The following is a 17,654-nucleotide window of genomic DNA, read 5'->3' as shown; positions in this document are numbered from 1 at the left end:
AACGTCCTCACCTACCGCAAGAAGAACGCCCTGCCGGCCGAAGTGGCCGCGTAAGACGCCCCGCGGGAAGCGCGGCGGCCGACCGGCCGCCGCGCTCCCCGCACCCCCGAATCCTCCGTCGATCGCCCCCGAATGTCGCCCGTCCGCGATACCGTGGCGCTGGCACCCGCCGCCGCCCGGAACCGGACCCGCCAACACGGTCTGAGACGGCCCTGGCGCAGTGGCCGCAAATGCGAAATACTGGATTCGAGACACCCGTTCGTCCTGAATCAACGGAGCAAGCACGCACGCTCGGCGGCCCTGGATCGCACGCCGCCGAGGGAGGGAGTTACCGCGATGGCCCCACGCCTGGGTGACAGCGAGATCTTGAAGTGCTCGTTCTGCTCGAAGTCGCAGCGGCAGGTCCGGAAGCTCATCGCCGGCCCGAACAACGTGTACATCTGCGACGAGTGCATCGACCTCTGCAACGAGATCATCGAAGAGGAGTTCGCGGAGGACGCCGAGGTGGCCTGGGAGGACCTCCCCAAGCCCAAGGAGATCGTCGAGTTCCTCGACCAGTGGGTGATCGGCCAGGACCACGCGAAGCGCTCGCTCGCGGTGGCGGTCTACAACCACTACAAGCGCGTCCAGCTCGACGAGCTCGGCTCGAACCGCGGCGGCGACCACGTCGAGCTCCAGAAGTCGAACATCCTCATGGTGGGCCCCACCGGCTCCGGCAAGACCCACCTCGCGCAGACCCTCGCCCGGATGCTCGACGTCCCGTTCGCGATCGCCGACGCCACGGCCCTCACCGAGGCCGGGTACGTCGGCGACGACGTGGAGAACATCCTCCTCAAGCTCATCCAGGCCGCCGACTTCGACGTCAAGCGCGCCGAGACCGGCATCATCTACATCGACGAGATCGACAAGGCCGGACGCAAGGCCGAGAACCCCTCGATCACCCGCGACGTCTCCGGCGAGGGCGTGCAGCAGGCGCTCCTGAAAATCCTGGAGGGCACCGTGTCGTCAGTGCCCCCGCAGGGCGGGCGCAAACACCCGCACCAGGAGCACATCCAGATCGACACCACGAACATCCTCTTCATCTGCGGCGGCGCCTTCGCCGGGATCGAGGACATCATCAAGGGCCGCATCGGCAAACGCACCGTGGGCTTCACCGCCCCGCTGCACGCCGAGACCTGCGAGGAGGACGCGCTCGTCTCCCAGGTCATGCCCGACGACCTGCTCAAGTACGGGCTCATCCCCGAGATGGTCGGGCGCCTGCCGATCCTCACCACCGTCGACCACCTCGACAAGGCCGCGCTCCTGCGCATCCTGACCGAGCCGAAGAACGCCCTGGTGAAGCAGTACCAGCGCCTCCTCGAACTCGACGGCGTCGAGCTGGAGTTCGCCGAGGACGCCCTGGAGCCGATCGTCGAGTCCGCGCTGCTGCGCGGCACCGGCGCGCGGGGGCTGCGGGCGATCATGGAGGAGGTCCTCCAGCCCGTCATGTACGAGATCCCCTCGCGGGCCGACGAGGTCGCGAAGGTCGAGATCACCGCTGACGTGGTGCGCCGCAACGTGAATCCCACGCTCGTGCCGCGCACGAAGGCCACCCCGCGGCGCCCGGTCCGGATCCGCCGCGAGAAGTCGGCCTGAGGTCCGGCCCCCGAGGTCGGGTGTGTCCGCGCGCCGGCGCCCCCGGTTCGATAGTGACCCGGGGGTACGACGGTCTTCGGTCAGTCCTCTTTGTTCTCGTCGCGGAGGCGGCGGTCGATGTCGCGCAGGAAGTCGGGGTCGTCGTCCGGGGCCACCGGGCCCTTGGGGTCGCGGGGGCCGCCGTGGCTGCCGGTGCGTCCGGTCCCCGGCTGGGGCCGCGGCGGGCGGGCCCGGCCCAGCGAGAACCAGAGGATGCCGCCGGCGACCGGCACGAACAGGATGATGACCACCCACCACCCGCGCGTCAGCTTCCTGGGATGGTGCTCGCCCCCAAGGCAGTCGGCGAGCGCGGCGATGACCAGCGCCAGGTGCGCCAAGAAGAGGAAGACGAACGCGCGGATCATGTCGTCAATCATGCCTGCCCGGCGCCACCGGTACAACAACGGACCGGGGTGTTGCGCCCTCCGTGGTGTTACTCGATAGTAACTTCGTAGGATATAGTCGGCCCTAGGCTCAGGGTCGGTGCAAGGCCCTTGTTTGTGTCGCCAAGAACGACCTCGGAGGTTGTCTATGAACATCGTGGTTCTGGTCAAGCAGGTCCCCGACTCGGGGCTCGCGAGACAACTGGACGCCCAGTTGCGGGTGGACCGCAACGGCGCCAACAACGTCATGGGCGAGCTCGACGAATACGCCGTCGAAGCCGCGCTCCAGCTCAAAGAGGCCCACGGCGGCGAGGTCACCGTCCTGACCCTCGGTCCGGGCCAGGCCACCGAGACTGTGCGCAAGACCCTCGCGATGGGCGTCGACAAGGCCGTCCACATCGAGGACGAGGCCGTCGGCGGCTCCGACGCGCTCGCCACCTCCGCGATCCTCGCCGCCGCGCTCGGCCGCCTGGAGTGGGACCTCGTCATCGCCGGCGCCGAGTCCACCGACTCGAACATGGGCGTCATGCCGCAGCTCCTGGCCGCCCGCACCGGCGCCCCGGCCCTGACCGGCGCCCGCAAGATCGACACCGACGGGTCCACGGTCACCGTGGAGCACCAGCGCGCCAACGGGTACGACGTGCTCACTGCGAACTTGCCCGCGATCGTCTCGGTCTGGGACACCATCAACACCCCGCGCTACCCGTCGCTCAAGGGCATCATGGCCGCCAAGCGCAAGCCGGTCGAGTCGCTGACCCTCGCCGACCTCGGCGTCGCCGCGGCCGGCCCGGCCGCCGCCTGGAACGAGGTCGTCGAGGCCGCCGCGCGCCCCGAGCGCGCCGCCGGCCAGATCGTCACCGACGAAGGCCAGGGCGGGACCGCCCTCGCCGAATTCCTCGCCGCCGAGAAGTTCATCTAGGAGACCGCCATGACCGACATCCTCGTGTACGTACCGAACTCCGGCAAGCACGCCGCCGAGGTCCTCACCCTCGCGCGCACCCTGGGCGACGTCTCCGCGATCGCCTTCGACGACGCCGCCGCCTCGCTCGCGGGCGAGTACGGCGCCGCCAAGGTGTACCGGGTCGAGGCCCCCGGCGCCGACGACTACTTCGTCGATCCGAAGGCGACCGTCCTCATCGACCTGGCGCGCAGCGCGAACCCGGGCTTCTTCCTGCTCCCGAGCACCGACGAGGGCAAGGCCCTCGCGGCCCGCGTGGCCGTGGCGCTCGACAACGGGCTCATGACCGACGTCTCGGGCCTCGCGGCCGACGGGACTGCCACCCAGGACGCCTTCGCGGGCGCCACCGTGGTGAAGTCCAAGTCCACCAAGGGATTCACGCTCGCCACGGTGAAGTCCGGCGCGACCGAGCCGGCCCCGGCCCCGGGTTCGCCCGCGGTCGAGACGGTGAACGCGACCGTGGCCGAGGCCGACCAGCGCGTCAAGGTCGCCCAGCGGGTCGACGAGCCCGCCGGCGACCGCCCGGCCCTGTCCGAGGCGCGCATCGTCGTCTCCGGCGGCCGCGGCGTCGGCTCGGCCGAGGACTTCGCGCTCATCGAGCGCGTCGCGGACTCGCTCGGCGGCGCGGTCGGTGCCTCGCGCGCGGCGACCGACGCGGGCTACTACCCGCACAAGTTCCAGGTCGGCCAGACCGGGACGACCGTGAGCCCGCAGCTGTACGTCGCGGCCGGCATCTCGGGCGCGATCCAGCACCGCGCCGGCATGCAGACCTCGCGGGTCATCGTGGCCGTCAACAAGGACGCCGACGCCCCGATCTTCGGCATGGCCGACTTCGGCGTCGTGGGCGACCTCTTCCAGGTCCTCCCGCAGGCCCTCGACGAGATCGAGAAGCGCAAGTAGGACAGCAGATCGGTGGCCGGTTCCCGGAAGGGGACCGGCCACCGGCGTCTCGTGGGCTGGAAGGCCGTCACTCGGTCGTAACAGTCGTGGGTTAGGCTTCCCGGAGCCTCTCGTTATATAGAACCTACAGATGATGTTGGAGGAATCCGCAATGGTCGCCTCAACCGCCACGATTGCCGCGCCCCGCGTACTCGCCGACCTCCTGCCGGCCTCGACCCGGGCCCGCGCTGTCGCCCGCGATGCGGTGCTCGTCCTCGCCGGTGCCGGTGCCGTCGGCGCCTCCGCGCAGGTCGCGTTCACGATCCCGCAGATCAGCCCGGTGCCGTTCGTGCTCACCACGTTCACCGTGCTCCTCGTCGGCGCCGCCTTCGGCCCGCTGCGCGCGGCCCTGACCCTCGGGCTCTACCTCGCCGCCGGCGCCGCCGGCGTCCCGTGGTTCACCGAGGGGACCTCCGGGTACGCCATGCCGACCTTCGGCTACATCATCGGCTTCCTCGCCGCCGCGGTCGCGGTCGGCTTTCTCGCCAAGCGCGGCGGCGACCGCACCATCCTGAAGACCGTGGGCCTCATGGTGATCGGCAACGTCATCATGTACGCCTTCGGCGTCCCCTACCTCGCCGTCGCCCTCGACATGAGCGCCTCCCAGGCCCTTGACGCGGGCATGATCCCGTTCCTCGCCGGCGACTTCGTCAAGCTCGTCTTCGCCGCGCTGCTGCTCCCCGGCACCTGGTGGGCCGTGAACAAGTTCCGGGACCAGGATTAAGCACGAGAGACTCCAAAGGGCGCCTTCGGCTTTCGAGCCGGGGGCGCCCTTTCGTATATCCTATTTCCTATAGGATCCCGGTCAGCTGATCTCCCAGCCGATGCCCAGTGCGCCCGGCCTCGGCACCGGCTCCGCCAGTGCCACCGTGCGGTTCGGGCCCAGCTGCAAGTCCCCGGTCTCGCGCTTCTCCCTCTGGAGGCTCGACTGCGCGAAGCGGTACACCCGCTTCGGGATCGCGTCCGAGGAGAACCGCACCTGGAGCGAGTACTGGTCCACCGGGTACCGGAACGCGTTCCCGTGCCCGCTGGAGACGCCGCCGTTGCCCTGCACGACGATCTCGAACAGGTGCGTCGCGCCCTTCGGCAGCGGCGTGTCGAACACGATCTCCGCCAGCGCGACCGGGGCGTCGTCGTGGCGGAGGACGTTCGGGACCGTGCAGTCGCGAACCGGCTTGAACTCGATGTCGTCGATGTCGCAGCCGGTGTCGCCCCTGTAGAGCAGGATGTACCGGTCGACGTCGTCGCGCCTCGCCCGAACCAGCATCGACAGCTCGAACACCGACTCCTGCCACTGCGAGTCGACGTGCACGATGACCTGCTGGCTGAGGATGTCGAGGGTGTGCTCGCGGGAAGCCGGCACCTTGTCGCACAGCTCGCGGACCGCGTCGCCGCCGAGGACGGCGTCGGGGCGGGGGAGCTGGCCGCGGATCGAGCGGGGGCCGCGGGCGCGCTTGGGGCCGAGGAGGACCCGCAGGGACCCGGCGGGGAGTTCGAGGAGGTCTTCGAGGGCCGTGACGGCCGCGAGCGACTCGGCCCGCTCGGGGCGCGAGCGCCCGGACTGCCAGTAGCTCAGGCTCGTGGTCGACACCGTGATCCCGCGCATGGAGAGGCGGTGGCGGATGCGGTCGAGGCCGAGGCCGCTGGTCTGGATGGCGACGCGCAGCGCGGTGTGGAACGGCCCTGTGCGAAGCGCTTCGGCGAGCTCGGGCGTCATCGGCACACACTTTCTCTCGACACGGCTTGCGCGGTCTCTTCGCAACCCGGTCCGGGGTGGCGGCTCCTGTATACCGGAAAGGTAGGAGGATTCGTCAGATTCTATCGCGGGCCAACCATCGCGTCCGAGGCCGACATCTCGGGACGCCCCGCGGCCCCTTCCCACGGTGCGGAACACGCTTGCGTGCGGCGCATCCGGCGGAGGGCGTGACGCGGGACGCGCCAGTCACGGCGAAGCTTGCGAGCTGTAATTCAAACGTAGACTGGAGAGGCCATGGCCTATCTCGATCACGCCGCGACCACGCCGATGCTCCCCCAAGCGCTCGACGCCTACGTGCGCACCGCCCAGTCCCTCGGCAACGCCTCCTCCCTCCACGGTTCCGGGCGCACCGCCCGCCGCACCGTGGAAGAGGCGCGCGAACGCATCGCCGAAGCCCTCGCCGCCAAACCCGGGGAGGTCATCTTCACCGGCTCCGGCACCGAGGCCGACAACCTCGCCGTCAAGGGGATCCACTGGGCCCGGCGCGCCGACGGCCGCAACCGCGTGGTCACCACCGCGATCGAGCACCACGCCGTCGCCGACGCCGTCGCCTGGCTCGGCGACCACGAGAAGGCCGACGTCACCGAGCTGCCCGTCGACAAGATCGGGCGCATCGACACGGCCGTCCTCGCCGAGCTCCTCGACGAGCGGGCCGGCGAGATCACCGTGATCACCTGCATGTGGGCGAACAACGAGGTCGGCACCCTCCAGCCCATCGCCGAGATCGCCGCGCTCGCCGAACCACACGGCATCCCCGTGCACACCGACGCCATCCAGGCCGTCGGCCACGTCCCCGTCGACTTCGCCGCCTCCGGCGCCGCCGCCCTGACCCTGTCGGGCCACAAGCTCGGCGGCCCCACCGGGACCGGCGCGCTCCTGCTGCGCCGCGACGTCACCGCCGTCCCGCTCCTGCACGGCGGCGGCCAGGAGCGCGAGATCCGCTCCGGGACCCTCGACGTGCCCGGCATCGCCGCGCTCGCCGAAGCGGTCGTCCACGCCGTGCGCACCCAGGAGACCGAGTCGCAGCGGCTCGCGCTCCTGCGCGACGACCTGGTGGCCCGGCTGCGCCTGGCCGTCCCCGACGCCGTCTACAACGGCGACCCCGAGCTGCGCCTCCCCGGCAACGCGCACCTGTCGTTCCCCGGCTGCGAAGGCGACGCGCTCCTGATGCTCCTCGACGCCGCCGGTGTCGAATGCGCCACAGGCTCGGCCTGCTCTGCCGGGATCGCCCAGCCCTCCCACGTGCTGCTCGCCATGGGCGCCGACCCCGACGACGCCCGCTCCTCCCTGCGGTTCACCCTCGGCTGGCCCACCACGAAGGCCGACGTCGACGCGCTCGTCGCCGCCCTCCCCGAAGCGGTCCGCCGCGCCAAGTCCGCCGGGCTCACGTAGCTAGCATGGGAAGCGTGAAACTGCGAGTACTGGCCGCCATGAGCGGCGGAGTCGACTCGGCCGTCGCCGCGGCCCGCGCCGTCGAGGCCGGGCACGACGTCACCGGCGTCCACCTGGCGCTGTCCAAGAACCCCCAGACCTACCGGACCGGGGCCCGCGGCTGCTGCACCATCGAGGACTCCCGCGACGCCCGCCGCGCCGCCGACGTCATCGGCATCCCCTTCTACGTGTGGGACATGGCCGAGCGCTTCCACGAGGACGTCGTGGAGGACTTCTACAGCGAGTACGCCGCCGGGCGCACCCCCAACCCGTGCCTGCGCTGCAACGAGAAGATCAAGTTCGCCGCCGTCCTCGACCGCGCCATGGCCCTCGGCTTCGACGCCGTCGCCACCGGCCACTACGCCCGCAAAGGCGACGACGGGCTCCTGCGCCGCGCCGTCGACCCCGGCAAGGACCAGTCCTACGTCCTCGCCGTCCTCACCCCCGCGCAGCTCGCCCACTCGATGTTCCCGCTCGGCGACACCCCGAAGGACCAGGTCCGCGTCGAGGCCGAGACCCGCGGGCTCGCCGTCGCGCGCAAGCCCGACAGCCACGACATCTGCTTCATCGCCGACGGCGACACCGCCGGGTTCCTCAAGAACCGGCTCGGCTCCGCCACCGGCGACATCGTCGACCAGGCCACCGGTGAAGTCCTCGGCAGCCACGACGGCTCCCACCAGTTCACCGTCGGCCAGCGCCACGGCCTCGGCCTCAAGCGCCCCGCCGCGGACGGCAAGCCCCGCTACGTCCTGTCGATCACGCCCGTCGACAACCGGGTCGAGGTCGGCCCCCGCGAGGCCCTGCGCGTCGACCGCATCCGCACCGGCAAGCCCGTCTGGCTCGCCGCGGAGCGCACCGGCACGTTCGAGGCCGAGATCCAGCTCCGCGCCCACGGCGAGGTCTACCCGGCCACCGTCACCGTCGAGGACGACGGCCTCTCCGCGCGCCTCCACCGGCCCGCGTTCGGGGTCGCCGCCGGCCAGGCCCTCGTCGTCTACGACCCGGACGCCGCCCAAGGGGACGCCGTCCTCGCCTCGGGCACCATCGACACCGCGCTCCGCGCGACGGATGGCACAGTGGAGTCCTTGGAGACCGCCGGTGTCTGACGCCGCCGCAGCCCTCCCCTCAGGCGTGGCGACCGGCATCGGCTCCCTCCCCGGAACCGACATCGGCGAGGCCGCCAACATCGTGTTCGGCGAGCTCCCCGAATGGCCGTACCTGCCCGAACTCCCCGGCCGCGGCCTCGGCGCCGACATGATCGGCCGCGGCGCGGCCCTCCTCGCCGGCCTGCCCGTCCAATGGTGGGCCTTCCGCTGGGAGATCGCCGACCTGCCCGGCGTCGACGCCCGCCGCGCCCGCGACTTCCTCGAACGCGACCTCGACGCCCTCCATGAGGTCAACGCGACCGGGCCGGTCCGCTTGACCGCGGTCGGGCCGTTCACGCTCGCCGCGAACCTGTGGCGGCGCACCGGCGGCGCGATGCTCGCCGACCCCGGCGCGGTCGCCGACCTCGCCGCGTCCCTCGCCGAGGGCCTGCGCAACCACATCGCGGCCGCGCAGGCGCGGATGCCGAAGGCCGCCTTGTCGATCCAGCTCGACGAACCGAGCCTGCCCGCCGCGCTGGCGGGCCGCGTGAACACCGAGTCCGGGCTCGACTTCTACCGGCGGGTGCCGGTCGAGGTCGCGCAGGACCGGCTCCGCGAGGTCGCCGACGCGGTCGGCGTCCCCGTCGTCGTCCACTGCTGCGCCCCCGACGTGCCCGTGCAGCTCCTCCAGGAGGCCGGCGCGCAGGCGGTCTCGCTGGACCTGACGATCCTCGAACCCGACGACGTCCCGCGCGTGGACGCCCTGGGGGAGTACCTCGACGGCGGCGGGCGCCTCATCGCCGGCGTCGTCCCCGCGCTCGGCAAACCGCACCCCGGGATCGCCAAGGCCGCGGCCGACCGTGTTCTGGCCCTGTGGAACCGCCTCGGCTTCCCGCCCGAGCAGCTCCCGCAGCAGGTGAGTGTTGCCACCACTTGCGGCATGGCCGGGGCGAGCCCCGACTACGCCCGCTTCGCGATGGAGGCCAGCCGCGAAGCCGCCGAGCGGCTCCGCGGCTGACCCTGGTTCTGCGCGTCAGCTCAGCTCGGCGTGGAGCTGGTACGACTGCGAGACCAGGTCGTCGCACACCGGCCGGGCCGTGAGGTCGGTGGCGGTGTCGCTCAGCGACACCACCATCACGAGGTTGTCCATGACCTCGGTGTACTGGTACATCTCGTTCTCCAGCACCGCGACGTACCCGGCGGTGGCCTCGGCGTCGATCTCGGCGATGTCGGTGACCTCGTAGATCCCGTCGACCTCGTCGGCGAGCTGCATGTACATGGCCCCGGCCAGCGCCTCGTCGGCCGAGTTCCACTCGTACGTCTCGACCATCAGGTACCGCGAGCCGGGACCGTAGTAGCCGCAGTGCAGGACCCGTTCGCCTTGGAGGAGTGACGGATCGAGCTCCTCGGCGTACTGCTGCGGGTCGTCGGGGACAACGCCGCGGTCGCCGTTCGCGGAGGTGCCGAAGAACTCGGTCACGCCCGCGAGGTCGTACTGCGCGCAGGTGTCCCAGTGCCAGAACCCGGCCTCGCCGGGAACGGTGTCCTCGATCGACGCGGTCTCCTCGCCGTCCCACTCGGGGCCGTCGACGCCGTAGTCGCGGTCTGAGTCGTAGACGTCGCCGTACTCGGTGAAGCACAGCGGGTCGGACGGCTCGCCGACCCCGTCGGCCAGGTCCTGCGCCCGCTGAAAGCCCCAGTTCCAGGCCATGAGGTCCCGCGGTTCCTCCCCTTCGTCCTCATCCTCCTCGGACGGGGACCTCCACTCGTTCAGGAGGCACTCGCGGTCCTCCTCCGGCAGCGCCAGCAGTTCCGGCGCGGCGTCGGCCGACAGGTCCTCCAGGTAGGCCAGGTCCAGGTCCAGGTCGTTCTCATGGGTGATGTTGTAGCGGGCGATGAGCGCGTCGGGGTTCGCCGCGGCCAGACCCAGGAGCGTCAAAGCGCCCGAGGCGAGGACCGCGCGCGGCAGCCACGTCGCCCGCAGGCGCCAGCAGCCCACCAGGACCAGCACGAACAGCACCGCGAGCCAGAACTCGACGGTGAAGATCCAGATCCGCAGCCGTGTGAGCCCGAACTTCTCGGTGTACGTGTACATCCGGTACACCGCCGAGACGATGACCGCCAGCGACATGACCGCGAGCAGCCCGAGCATGATCCGGGCCGTCCACCGGTCGCCCTTGGTGCGCTTGGGCGCCAGCCACGCGGCGATCGCGATGAGCGCCAGGGACAGTGCCGCGACGACGCTGAGCTGCCAGAAGCCGCGCCGCGCGTACTCGGCGAACGTCAGCCCGGCGGTGTCCATGACGTAGTCCTCGCCGCCGAAGTACACCCGCGCCTGCACGGCGATGAACGCCGCGAACAGGAGGTTCAGCGCGCCCAGCGGGATCGCCAGCTCGAACCGCGACACCGTGCGGTGCTCGCGGCCCTCCGCCGAGTCGAAGACCGGCTTCGCGACCGCCGTGTAGATCCACGTCAGCACGATCGGCAGCAGGATCGCGGCCAGCGCCAGGCGCAGGATGACCTCGGCCGGGTTCAGGTCCGGGATCAGCCGCCCGACCAGGCCGGCGAACGTCGAGTCCGCCGCGGCGAAGAGCCCGCCGAAGACCAGGAGCAGGCAGACCGTGACGCCCGCGGTCCACATCAGGCGGATCGTGCCGGGGTTCCGCGCGTCCTTCGCGGGCCGCCCGCGCTTGGCCCATTTGAAGGACTCCGCGAGCCCTTCGAGCCAGCCGAGGCAGACCGCGACGACCGTGCCGCTGATCTTCCGCTGGGGCGTGAGCGCCAGCGGCGTCAGCGCGAACGCGGCGACCGCGCACAGTGCGACCACCCAGCCGGCGTCGCGGACCGCGGCCACCGACCACAGGGCCGCGACGATGACCGCGCCGGGCAGCCGGGGGAGCACGTCCTCGCCTGAGGCCAGGAGCGGCACCGCGACCAGGGCGATGCCGGTGATCGCCAGACCGATCCCGACGCCGTCGCCGGGGAAGGCCGACCAGGCCGCGAACAGGGCGACCGCGAACGCGAGCAGGACGATCGTCTGCGAGGCGTTGAGCTGCGGCCGGTGCCAGCGCGGGTTCGGGAGGATCATGCGCGGCTGCTGCGGCGGCGCCTGGTAGTACGCCTGCTGGTGGTACGGGTTGCCGTGCGGCATCTGCGGCGGGGGCGGCGGGACCAGGACGCCCTGCTGGACGGGCGGCAGGGCCTGCCTCGCCGGTTCGGGCGGCGTCGGGCTCGCGGCGGGGGAGTCGCCGGGGGGTCCTTCCGTTTTTCGCTCCGCGGCCGGCTCCTCGCGTGGAGTCTCGGCCGATCGCGCCTCGCCCGGGGCCGCTGGCCCCGGTTCGTCCTCAGACCGCGGCGCGGGGGTGGCTTCGGGTTCGCTCATTATCGAGCCCCTTCTCATCGGAGGGGTTCCGACCATATCGTGGCGGGTCCACCCGGGAAAGGTCCCCAGTGGACAGGCGGTTTCCGGTGCCTGGAGATAACACTCCACACCGGGGCGAAACAACGCACCGCGTGAGAAGACCCACTGGACGCAACCCTGTGGTTCACTGATGGCGTGGAAGCGCACGGTGGTGAAGAACTCGGCTCGATCGGCAACCGGCTCAACTGGCTCCGGGCCGGCGTCCTGGGCGCGAACGACGGCATCGTGTCGGTCGCCGGGATCGTCATCGGCGTCGCCGGTGCGACCGCCGACCGGTCCACGATCCTCGTCTCGGGCGTCGCCGGCCTTGTCGCCGGCGCGTTCTCGATGGCCGGAGGCGAGTACACCTCGGTCTCCACCCAGCGCGACACCGAGGCGACCCTCGTCGAGGCCGAGCGGCGCGAGCTGCGCGAGGACCCCGGCGCCGCCGAGGACGAGCTCGCCGAGAACCTGGAGCGCCGCGGCCTGTCCGAGGCCACCGCCCACCGCGCCGCCCGCGAGCTCTCCGAGGGCGACCCGCTGCGCGCCCACGCCGCGGTCGAGTTCGGGCTCGACCCCGACGACCTCACCAACCCCTGGCACGCCGCGATCTCGTCGTTCATCAGCTTCACGTGCGGCGCGCTGCTGCCGCTGCTGGCGATCACGCTGCTGCCCGACGGCGTCCGCGTCTGGGGCTGCGCGCTCGCGGTGGTCGCGGCGCTGGCGCTCACCGGCTACACGTCGGCGCGCCTCGGCGGCGCCCCGAAGGGCCCCGCGATGCTGCGGATCATGAGCGTGGGCGCGGCGACGATGATCGTCACGTACGCGGTCGGGTCCCTGTTCGGAATCGCCGCTTAGAGCCAGTTGCTGCGCTTGAACGCCCAGTACAAGAGACCTGCGGAGATGAGCATCATCCCCAGGGCCATCGGGTAGCCGAGGGTCCAGCTCAGCTCGGGCATGTGCGTGAAGTTCATGCCGTAGACGGTGCCGACCAGGCCCGGGGTGAACAGGATCGCCGCCCAGGAGCTGATCTTCTTGACCTGGTCGCCCTGCTCGATGCTCGCGTGCGACAGCTGGCGCATCTCCTCGTTCTGCGCCTGCGTCACCAGCGTGGAGTGGACGGTGAGGGCGTTCTCCAGGAGCGCGCGGAACGTGTCGGCGCGCTCGATGGTGCGCAGCACGTGGTCGAGCACGTCGCGCATGTCGCGGCGCAGCTCGATGTCGACGGCGTACTTGTCGTACCCGGCCTCCAGGGACCGGAAGATCCGCACGAGCGGGTGCGTGGCCCGCTGGAGCGCCATCGCCTCGCGGGCGACCTCGTAGATGCGGCGGGCCACGTTCGAGTCGTTCGAGAACAGCTCGTCCTCGATCTCGTCGATGTCGTTCTCCATGCCCGCGACGACCGGCTCGTAGCCGTCGACGACCTCGTCGAGCACCGCGTACAGGACCGCCTGCGGCCCCAGCGCCAGCAGCTCCGGGTCGGCTTCGAGGCGGCGCCTGACCTGCGAGAGGTCGGGGTTCTCGGCGTGGCGGACGCTGATGGCGAAGTTCGGGCCGATGAACAGGTGGACCTCGCCGAACTCGACCTGCTCGGTCTCGTCCAGGTACCGGGCCGGGCGCAGGACCACGAACAGGGTGTCGCCGTAGCGTTCCAGCTTGGGGCGCTGGTGGCCGGTCTGGGCGTCCTGGATCGCGAGGTGGTGCAGCTCGAACTCCTCGGCGACGGCCGCGAGCTCCTCCTCGGTGGGCCGGTAGAGCCCGATCCACGCGAAGCCGCCGTGCTCGTGCAGGTCCTCGAAGGTCTGGTCGAGCGTGACGTGGTGCGACTCGCGGACGCCCTTGCGGTAGATGGCGCTGTCGACGATCGGCATGCGGCCAGTGTAGGGGTCGTTCGCCCTGGTCCCGAACCCGCGTGAGGCTCGCTCGCATCAGGATTCCGTCAAGAATCCCGCGTCAGGTGCTCCACCGGCATCGTCAGGTACCGGTCGATGGTCGGGCCGATCGTCTCGGCGAGCTGGCCGGCGTTCAGCGAGGCCACCGGTTCGAGCTTGAGGATGTACCGGGCCACGACCAGGCCGAAGACCTGGCTGGCGATGAACGAGGCCCGGACGGGGATGTGGTCGACCCGGTCGCCGAGGGTGTCCTCGATGGCCTTGACGATCCGGTGCTCGAACAGCTGCCGCAGCACGTACGACATCGCGGGCTTGGAGAGACTCGTGCGGACCACCGCGAGGAGCTTCTCGTGGTGCGGGCCGTCCCAGATCGCGACGAACGCGTGCATGAGCCGCTCGCCCGCGTCCGCGACGTCGCCGGTCTTCAGGACCGCGGCGACCTCCGGGGCCGGGTCGAAGGGGATCTCGATGGCGGCCATGAACAGCTCGTCCTTGGACCCGAAGTAGTGGTGGATCAGCGACGGGTCGACCCCGGCCTCCCCGGCGATGCGCCGCATCGACACCGACTCGAAGCCCTCGTCGGCGAACAGGCGCCGGGCGGCGCCCAGGATCTCCGACCTGGTGTCGGGGTTGCCTGAGCGCCTGCCGGTTCGCTTGGTTCTCGCCACGTGACGACCTTAGTTGGTCCGCCGCCTGAGCGTCGCGGCTCCGAGGACGGTTGCGACGACGACCGCACCGAACACGACCGCGAGGTCGGCCCACATGTCGGCCGTGACGTCGGGGTTGAGCTGGACTTCGGTGAGCGCCTTGACCGCGTAGGTGAGCGGCAGCGCGTCCGAGACGCCCTGGAGCCAGCCGGCCATCTGGTCGGCGGGCCAGATCAGGCCGCACAGGAACAGCTGCGGCACCACGATCACCGGCATGAACTGGATCGCCTGGAACTCGGTGGTCGCGAACGCGGACACGAAGAGCCCCAGCGCCATCCCCAGCAGCGAGGTGACGATGCAGATGAGGAACACCGCCCACGTCGGCCCCTGCGTGTCCAGGCCCAGGAACGCGAACGCGACCGTCGCGGCCACCGCGGTCTGCGCCGCGGCCGCCGTCCCGAACGCGAGCGCGTAGCCCACGACCAGGTCGAGCTTCGCGGTCGGGGTGGTCATGAGCCGCTCCAGCGTGCCGCCGGTGCGCTCGCGCAGGAGCGTGATCGAGGTGATCATGAACATGAGCATGAACGGGAACGCGGCCAGCAGGATCAGGCCGGTCTTGTCGAAGACCTGCGGCGCTTCGTCCATGATGGCGCTGATCAGGGCGATGATGAGCGCGGGCACGGCGAGGATGAGCCCGACCGTGCGGTGGTCGTTGAGGAGCTGGCGCAGGATGCGCCCGGCGGTGATGAACGTGATCCGAAGCGACATGTCAGTTCGCCCCTTCGAGTTCGCGGATGAGGTGGAGGAACGCGGCTTCGAGGTTCGCGGTGCCGGTGGCGGCGCGCAGGTCGGCCGGGGTGTCGTCGGCGATGAAGCGGCCCTCGCGCAGCAGCAGGAGCCGGTCGCAGCGGTCGGCCTCGTCCATGACGTGGCTGGAGACCAGCAGGGTCGCGCCGCCCGCGGCGAGCTCGCGGAACCGGTCCCACAGCTCCTCGCGGATGACCGGGTCGAGCCCGACGGTCGGCTCGTCGAGGACGAGTACCTCCGGTCCGATGACCAGCGCGCACGCGAGCGAGGTGCGGGTCTTCTGGCCGCCGGAGAGGTTCCCGGCGAGCTTGTCGGCGTGGTCGCCCATGCCGACGCGCTCGATGGCGCGCATGGCCTCGGCGCGGCCGCGGCCGTAGAGCGCGGCGAAGTAGGCGACGTTGGCCTTGACGGACAGGTCCCGGTAGATCGAGGCGTCCTGCGTGACGTACGCGACGCGGCCGCGCAGCGGCTTGGACCCGGCGGGCTCGCCGAGGACGGTCACGGTGCCGCCCTTGGTCTTCTGCGTGCCGACGACCGAGCGGATGAACGTGGTCTTGCCCGAGCCGGAGGGGCCGAGCAGGCCGGTGACGGTCCCGGCGGAGATCGCCGTCGAGACGCTCTTGAGGACGGGGCGCTTGCCGCGATCGACCACCAGGTCGGTCACCGCGATCGCGGGAGTGGACGGCATCGGGGCCTCCAAAATTAAACGAATGATGAATTCACCGTAGCACAGGAATTCATCGCATGGTGAAATGCTACGCCCGGAACCCTCTCCTGAAGAAAATTCGATGAGACGCGGTGTGTCTTCGCAATCTGGCAATGTAGTCGGTGTAAGTAATACAATGTGACTATGGAATACATCGGGCTGCGCGAGTTCAACCACAATCTGTCGAGCATCATGGCCAGGGTTGCGGCCGGGGCGCGGATAGTCGTCACCGACCACGGGAAGCCGATCGTGGACTTGACGCCACACGCCCCCAACGAGGAACCGACCCCCTGGGACGAGCTTGTCGCCGCCGGTCAACTGCGGCCGCCGGTGCGGAGTCGGCGTCGACTGCCTCCGATCTGGGAGGACCTGTCCGATCTTCCGGACAGCGTCGAAATGATCGCCGCCGACCGGAGGAAGGACCGGGAGCGTTGATCTTCTACATGGACTCCTGCGCTCTCATCAAGTTGATCAAGTCCGAGTCCGAGTCCGCCGCACTCCGTGCCTGGATGAAGGGGCTTGGTGCGGAGGATGCGATGGCCACCTCCGAACTGACGGAGCTGGAGCTGACCCGCACGCTGACCCGTCACGGGTATTCGGCAGAGGAGGCTTCCGAGAGGGTCAACAGCACCCTCGACCTCTTGGGTGTGGTCGAGTACACGAGGGTGGTCCTCCGAACCGCTATCTCGTACCGCATTCAGAGGCTGGGCACGCTGGATTCGATCCACCTGGCCACAGCTGAGCTCTTTCGTTTTCAGCTGGGAGCATTCGTCACGTACGACAAGGAGTTGACTGCGGCCGCCGAGCACCAAGGGCTGCAAGTCATCGCACCGGGAGCCGCGTAGCGCGAAAGACCGGCCCCGCGGTCGCAACCGCGGGGCCGGCCCTATCGGAGGGTGAAGATTCTCTAGAGGACGCCCTGCCGCCAGGGTCCCCAGATCGCGACCGTGCGGCCCGGTTCGGCCCGGTCGCCGCGGGTCCCGCCCCGCAGGTTCGCGAACAGCACGCGTCCGTCCGGCGAGAACACGGCCCCGCGCCACACGGCGGTCCCGTCGTGGCCGGCGAGGTCGAGCACCTCGCCCTCGCGCGTCAGGCCCCGCAGCACCGGCGCCTCGCGTCCGGTGCCCTCGCACAGGACCAGGCCGCCCGCCGGGGAGAGCGCGATCGCGTCGGGGAACGGCAGGAGCGCGGCGTCGGGGGACTCGAACACGAGCTTGAGGGTGCCGCCGCGCAGGCCGCGCGGGCGGAACTCCCACAGCTGGCCCTCGCCCTCGTCGCCGCCCGACGCGGACGCGGCGTACACCGCGCCGTCGGCGAAGAAGCAGCCCTGGAGCCGGCCGAACACGGCCGCGCCGCGGGCCCAGCCCTGGTCGAACACCGCGTACGGGTCCGCCTCGGCGCCCGCGGGGTCCGGGTCGTCGATGTCGACCCACTCGGCGTAGACACTGCGCCCGGCCCGGCGGCCGTTGCGAGTCTCGGCGTTCCACTCGCCGACGACCTTGAGCATCTGGAGCCGCCCGCCCTCGGCGAGCTCGCCGGGGACGTCCGGCAGGAACCGGTAGAACCCGGCCGTGTTCTGGTCCTCGGTCAGGTACACCGCGCCGGTGCGCGGGTCGACCGCGGCGCCGCCGTGCGCGAAGCGGCCCATCGCCTTGAGCGGCACCGGCTCCGACTCCTCGTCGGCCGCCGACCGGACCTCGAAGACGTAGCCGTGCGGGGCCTCCCAGCCGGCCGCCGTCCCGGCGGTGGCCTCCTCGCACGCCAGCCACGAGCCCCACGGGGTCGCCCCGCCCGAGCGGTTCGCGACGGTGCCCGACAGGGACCGGTGCGCGCCCTCGAACACGGGCGCGCCGTCCTTCCAGGACACCGCGAGGGTCGTCGCGCCGCCCGAGGCGAGCGCGTCGTACCGGTGCTTGGCGTCCTCGGGGGCCGCGTCCGGGGCGCCCGCGACGCCGTGGCCGCGCACCAGGCGCCAC

At 71.0% G+C, this 17,654-nt stretch carries 18 protein-coding genes; 10 read left to right on the top strand and 8 right to left on the bottom strand.

Annotated features, from left to right (window positions below):
- Positions 1–336 precede the first annotated feature (336 nt).
- On the top strand, positions 337–1,635 hold the full coding sequence (gene clpX / locus DI269_RS10095) for an ATP-dependent Clp protease ATP-binding subunit ClpX (RefSeq protein WP_112135327.1): 1,299 nt from the start codon (positions 337–339) through the stop codon (positions 1,633–1,635).
- Positions 1,636–1,715: 80 nt separating this feature from the next.
- Here clpX and DI269_RS26975 read toward each other — a convergent pair whose 3' ends face one another.
- Entirely contained in the window at positions 1,716–2,039 is a 324-nt protein-coding gene (locus DI269_RS26975) for a PLD nuclease N-terminal domain-containing protein (RefSeq protein WP_157974880.1), read from the bottom strand.
- Between the two features lie 166 nt (positions 2,040–2,205).
- On the opposite strand from DI269_RS26975, the gene DI269_RS10085 reads away from it, so the two are divergent.
- From DI269_RS10085 to DI269_RS10075, 3 genes are all read left to right on the top strand, one after another.
- On the top strand, positions 2,206–2,976 hold the full coding sequence (locus tag DI269_RS10085; RefSeq protein WP_112135323.1) for an electron transfer flavoprotein subunit beta/FixA family protein: 771 nt from the start codon (positions 2,206–2,208) through the stop codon (positions 2,974–2,976).
- Positions 2,977–2,985: 9 nt separating this feature from the next.
- A complete protein-coding gene (locus DI269_RS10080; RefSeq protein WP_112135321.1) occupies positions 2,986–3,915 on the top strand; it encodes an electron transfer flavoprotein subunit alpha/FixB family protein in 930 nt (309 codons plus the stop codon).
- A gap of 151 nt (positions 3,916–4,066) precedes the next feature.
- Positions 4,067–4,678: a biotin transporter BioY gene (locus DI269_RS10075; protein ID WP_112135319.1), complete on the top strand. Its 612-nt coding sequence runs from the start codon at positions 4,067–4,069 to the stop codon at positions 4,676–4,678.
- A gap of 81 nt (positions 4,679–4,759) precedes the next feature.
- Here the strand turns inward: DI269_RS10075 and DI269_RS10070 are convergent, their stop codons facing one another.
- Complete coding sequence (locus DI269_RS10070; RefSeq protein ID WP_112135317.1) at positions 4,760–5,671, bottom strand: hypothetical protein; 912 nt, start codon at positions 5,669–5,671, stop codon at positions 4,760–4,762.
- A 273-nt stretch (positions 5,672–5,944) separates the two neighbouring features.
- On the opposite strand from DI269_RS10070, the gene DI269_RS10065 reads away from it, so the two are divergent.
- The 3 genes from DI269_RS10065 to DI269_RS10055 are packed head-to-tail and all read left to right on the top strand — an operon-like array spanning position 5,945 to position 9,244.
- Positions 5,945–7,102: a cysteine desulfurase family protein gene (locus DI269_RS10065; protein WP_112135315.1), complete on the top strand. Its 1,158-nt coding sequence runs from the start codon at positions 5,945–5,947 to the stop codon at positions 7,100–7,102.
- 20 nt (positions 7,103–7,122) lie between these two features.
- The gene (gene mnmA / locus DI269_RS10060) at positions 7,123–8,247 is read left to right on the top strand and encodes a tRNA 2-thiouridine(34) synthase MnmA (protein WP_112135376.1); all 1,125 of its coding nucleotides are present in this window, start codon (positions 7,123–7,125) and stop codon (positions 8,245–8,247) included.
- A complete protein-coding gene (locus DI269_RS10055) occupies positions 8,240–9,244 on the top strand; it encodes a methionine synthase (protein ID WP_112135313.1) in 1,005 nt (334 codons plus the stop codon). The genes mnmA and DI269_RS10055 overlap by 8 nt, the downstream gene beginning before the upstream one ends.
- 15 nt (positions 9,245–9,259) lie before the next feature.
- On the opposite strand, the gene DI269_RS10050 is transcribed toward DI269_RS10055, so the two are convergent.
- On the bottom strand, positions 9,260–11,608 hold the full coding sequence (locus DI269_RS10050; protein WP_157974879.1) for a DUF4153 domain-containing protein: 2,349 nt from the start codon (positions 11,606–11,608) through the stop codon (positions 9,260–9,262).
- A 174-nt stretch (positions 11,609–11,782) separates the two neighbouring features.
- Between DI269_RS10050 and DI269_RS10045 the strand changes: the two genes are divergently transcribed.
- Positions 11,783–12,484, top strand: a complete 702-nt coding sequence (locus DI269_RS10045; protein ID WP_232822693.1) for a VIT1/CCC1 transporter family protein — start codon at positions 11,783–11,785, stop codon at positions 12,482–12,484.
- On the opposite strand, the gene DI269_RS10040 is transcribed toward DI269_RS10045, so the two are convergent.
- The 4 genes from DI269_RS10040 to DI269_RS10025 form a co-directional block, all read right to left on the bottom strand.
- Positions 12,481–13,497 (bottom strand): magnesium and cobalt transport protein CorA, encoded by a 1,017-nt coding sequence (locus tag DI269_RS10040; protein WP_112135307.1) that lies wholly within the window; start codon positions 13,495–13,497, stop codon positions 12,481–12,483. The genes DI269_RS10045 and DI269_RS10040 overlap by 4 nt on opposite strands.
- Positions 13,498–13,565: 68 nt before the next feature.
- Positions 13,566–14,186 (bottom strand): TetR/AcrR family transcriptional regulator, encoded by a 621-nt coding sequence (locus tag DI269_RS10035; RefSeq protein WP_112135305.1) that lies wholly within the window; start codon positions 14,184–14,186, stop codon positions 13,566–13,568.
- A 9-nt stretch (positions 14,187–14,195) separates the two neighbouring features.
- Positions 14,196–14,933 carry an ABC transporter permease gene (locus DI269_RS10030; RefSeq protein WP_112135302.1) on the bottom strand — a complete coding sequence of 246 codons (738 nt, stop codon included), beginning with the start codon at positions 14,931–14,933 and terminating at the stop codon, positions 14,196–14,198.
- Position 14,934: 1 nt separating this feature from the next.
- Positions 14,935–15,660 (bottom strand): ABC transporter ATP-binding protein, encoded by a 726-nt coding sequence (locus DI269_RS10025; protein ID WP_112135300.1) that lies wholly within the window; start codon positions 15,658–15,660, stop codon positions 14,935–14,937.
- Positions 15,661–15,822: 162 nt separating this feature from the next.
- Between DI269_RS10025 and DI269_RS10020 the strand changes: the two genes are divergently transcribed.
- A complete protein-coding gene (locus DI269_RS10020; protein WP_112135297.1) occupies positions 15,823–16,113 on the top strand; it encodes a type II toxin-antitoxin system Phd/YefM family antitoxin in 291 nt (96 codons plus the stop codon).
- Positions 16,110–16,523 carry a type II toxin-antitoxin system VapC family toxin gene (locus DI269_RS10015; protein ID WP_112135295.1) on the top strand — a complete coding sequence of 138 codons (414 nt, stop codon included), beginning with the start codon at positions 16,110–16,112 and terminating at the stop codon, positions 16,521–16,523. The genes DI269_RS10020 and DI269_RS10015 overlap by 4 nt, the downstream gene beginning before the upstream one ends.
- Positions 16,524–16,585: 62 nt before the next feature.
- Here DI269_RS10015 and DI269_RS10010 read toward each other — a convergent pair.
- Positions 16,586–17,654 (bottom strand): alkaline phosphatase PhoX (locus DI269_RS10010; protein ID WP_112135293.1); only part of this gene is annotated, 1,069 nt, incomplete at its 5' end.

The organism is Glycomyces dulcitolivorans, assembly GCF_003265355.1.
Taxonomy (GTDB): Bacteria; Actinomycetota; Actinomycetes; order Mycobacteriales; family Micromonosporaceae; genus Glycomyces; species Glycomyces dulcitolivorans.
The sequence above is the reverse complement of the archived record's forward strand: the minus strand, read 5'-3'. Positions and strand labels throughout refer to the sequence as shown.

Bases quoted from the DNA above. Each gene is read 5' to 3' on its own strand.
- DI269_RS10065 (WP_112135315.1), top strand. From the start codon at position 5,945: ATGGCCTATCTCGATCACGCCGCGACCACGCCGATGCTCCCCCAAGCG.
- DI269_RS10025 (WP_112135300.1), bottom strand. From the start codon at position 15,660: ATGCCGTCCACTCCCGCGATCGCGGTGACCGACCTGGTGGTCGATCGC.
- DI269_RS10085 (WP_112135323.1), top strand. From the start codon at position 2,206: ATGAACATCGTGGTTCTGGTCAAGCAGGTCCCCGACTCGGGGCTCGCG.
- DI269_RS10050 (WP_157974879.1), bottom strand. From the start codon at position 11,608: ATGAGCGAACCCGAAGCCACCCCCGCGCCGCGGTCTGAGGACGAACCG.
- DI269_RS10040 (WP_112135307.1), bottom strand. From the start codon at position 13,497: ATGCCGATCGTCGACAGCGCCATCTACCGCAAGGGCGTCCGCGAGTCG.
- DI269_RS10020 (WP_112135297.1), top strand. From the start codon at position 15,823: ATGGAATACATCGGGCTGCGCGAGTTCAACCACAATCTGTCGAGCATC.
- DI269_RS26975 (WP_157974880.1), bottom strand. From the start codon at position 2,039: ATGATCCGCGCGTTCGTCTTCCTCTTCTTGGCGCACCTGGCGCTGGTC.
- DI269_RS10030 (WP_112135302.1), bottom strand. From the start codon at position 14,933: ATGTCGCTTCGGATCACGTTCATCACCGCCGGGCGCATCCTGCGCCAG.
- DI269_RS10070 (WP_112135317.1), bottom strand. From the start codon at position 5,671: ATGACGCCCGAGCTCGCCGAAGCGCTTCGCACAGGGCCGTTCCACACC.
- DI269_RS10080 (WP_112135321.1), top strand. From the start codon at position 2,986: ATGACCGACATCCTCGTGTACGTACCGAACTCCGGCAAGCACGCCGCC.
- clpX (WP_112135327.1), top strand. From the start codon at position 337: ATGGCCCCACGCCTGGGTGACAGCGAGATCTTGAAGTGCTCGTTCTGC.
- DI269_RS10075 (WP_112135319.1), top strand. From the start codon at position 4,067: ATGGTCGCCTCAACCGCCACGATTGCCGCGCCCCGCGTACTCGCCGAC.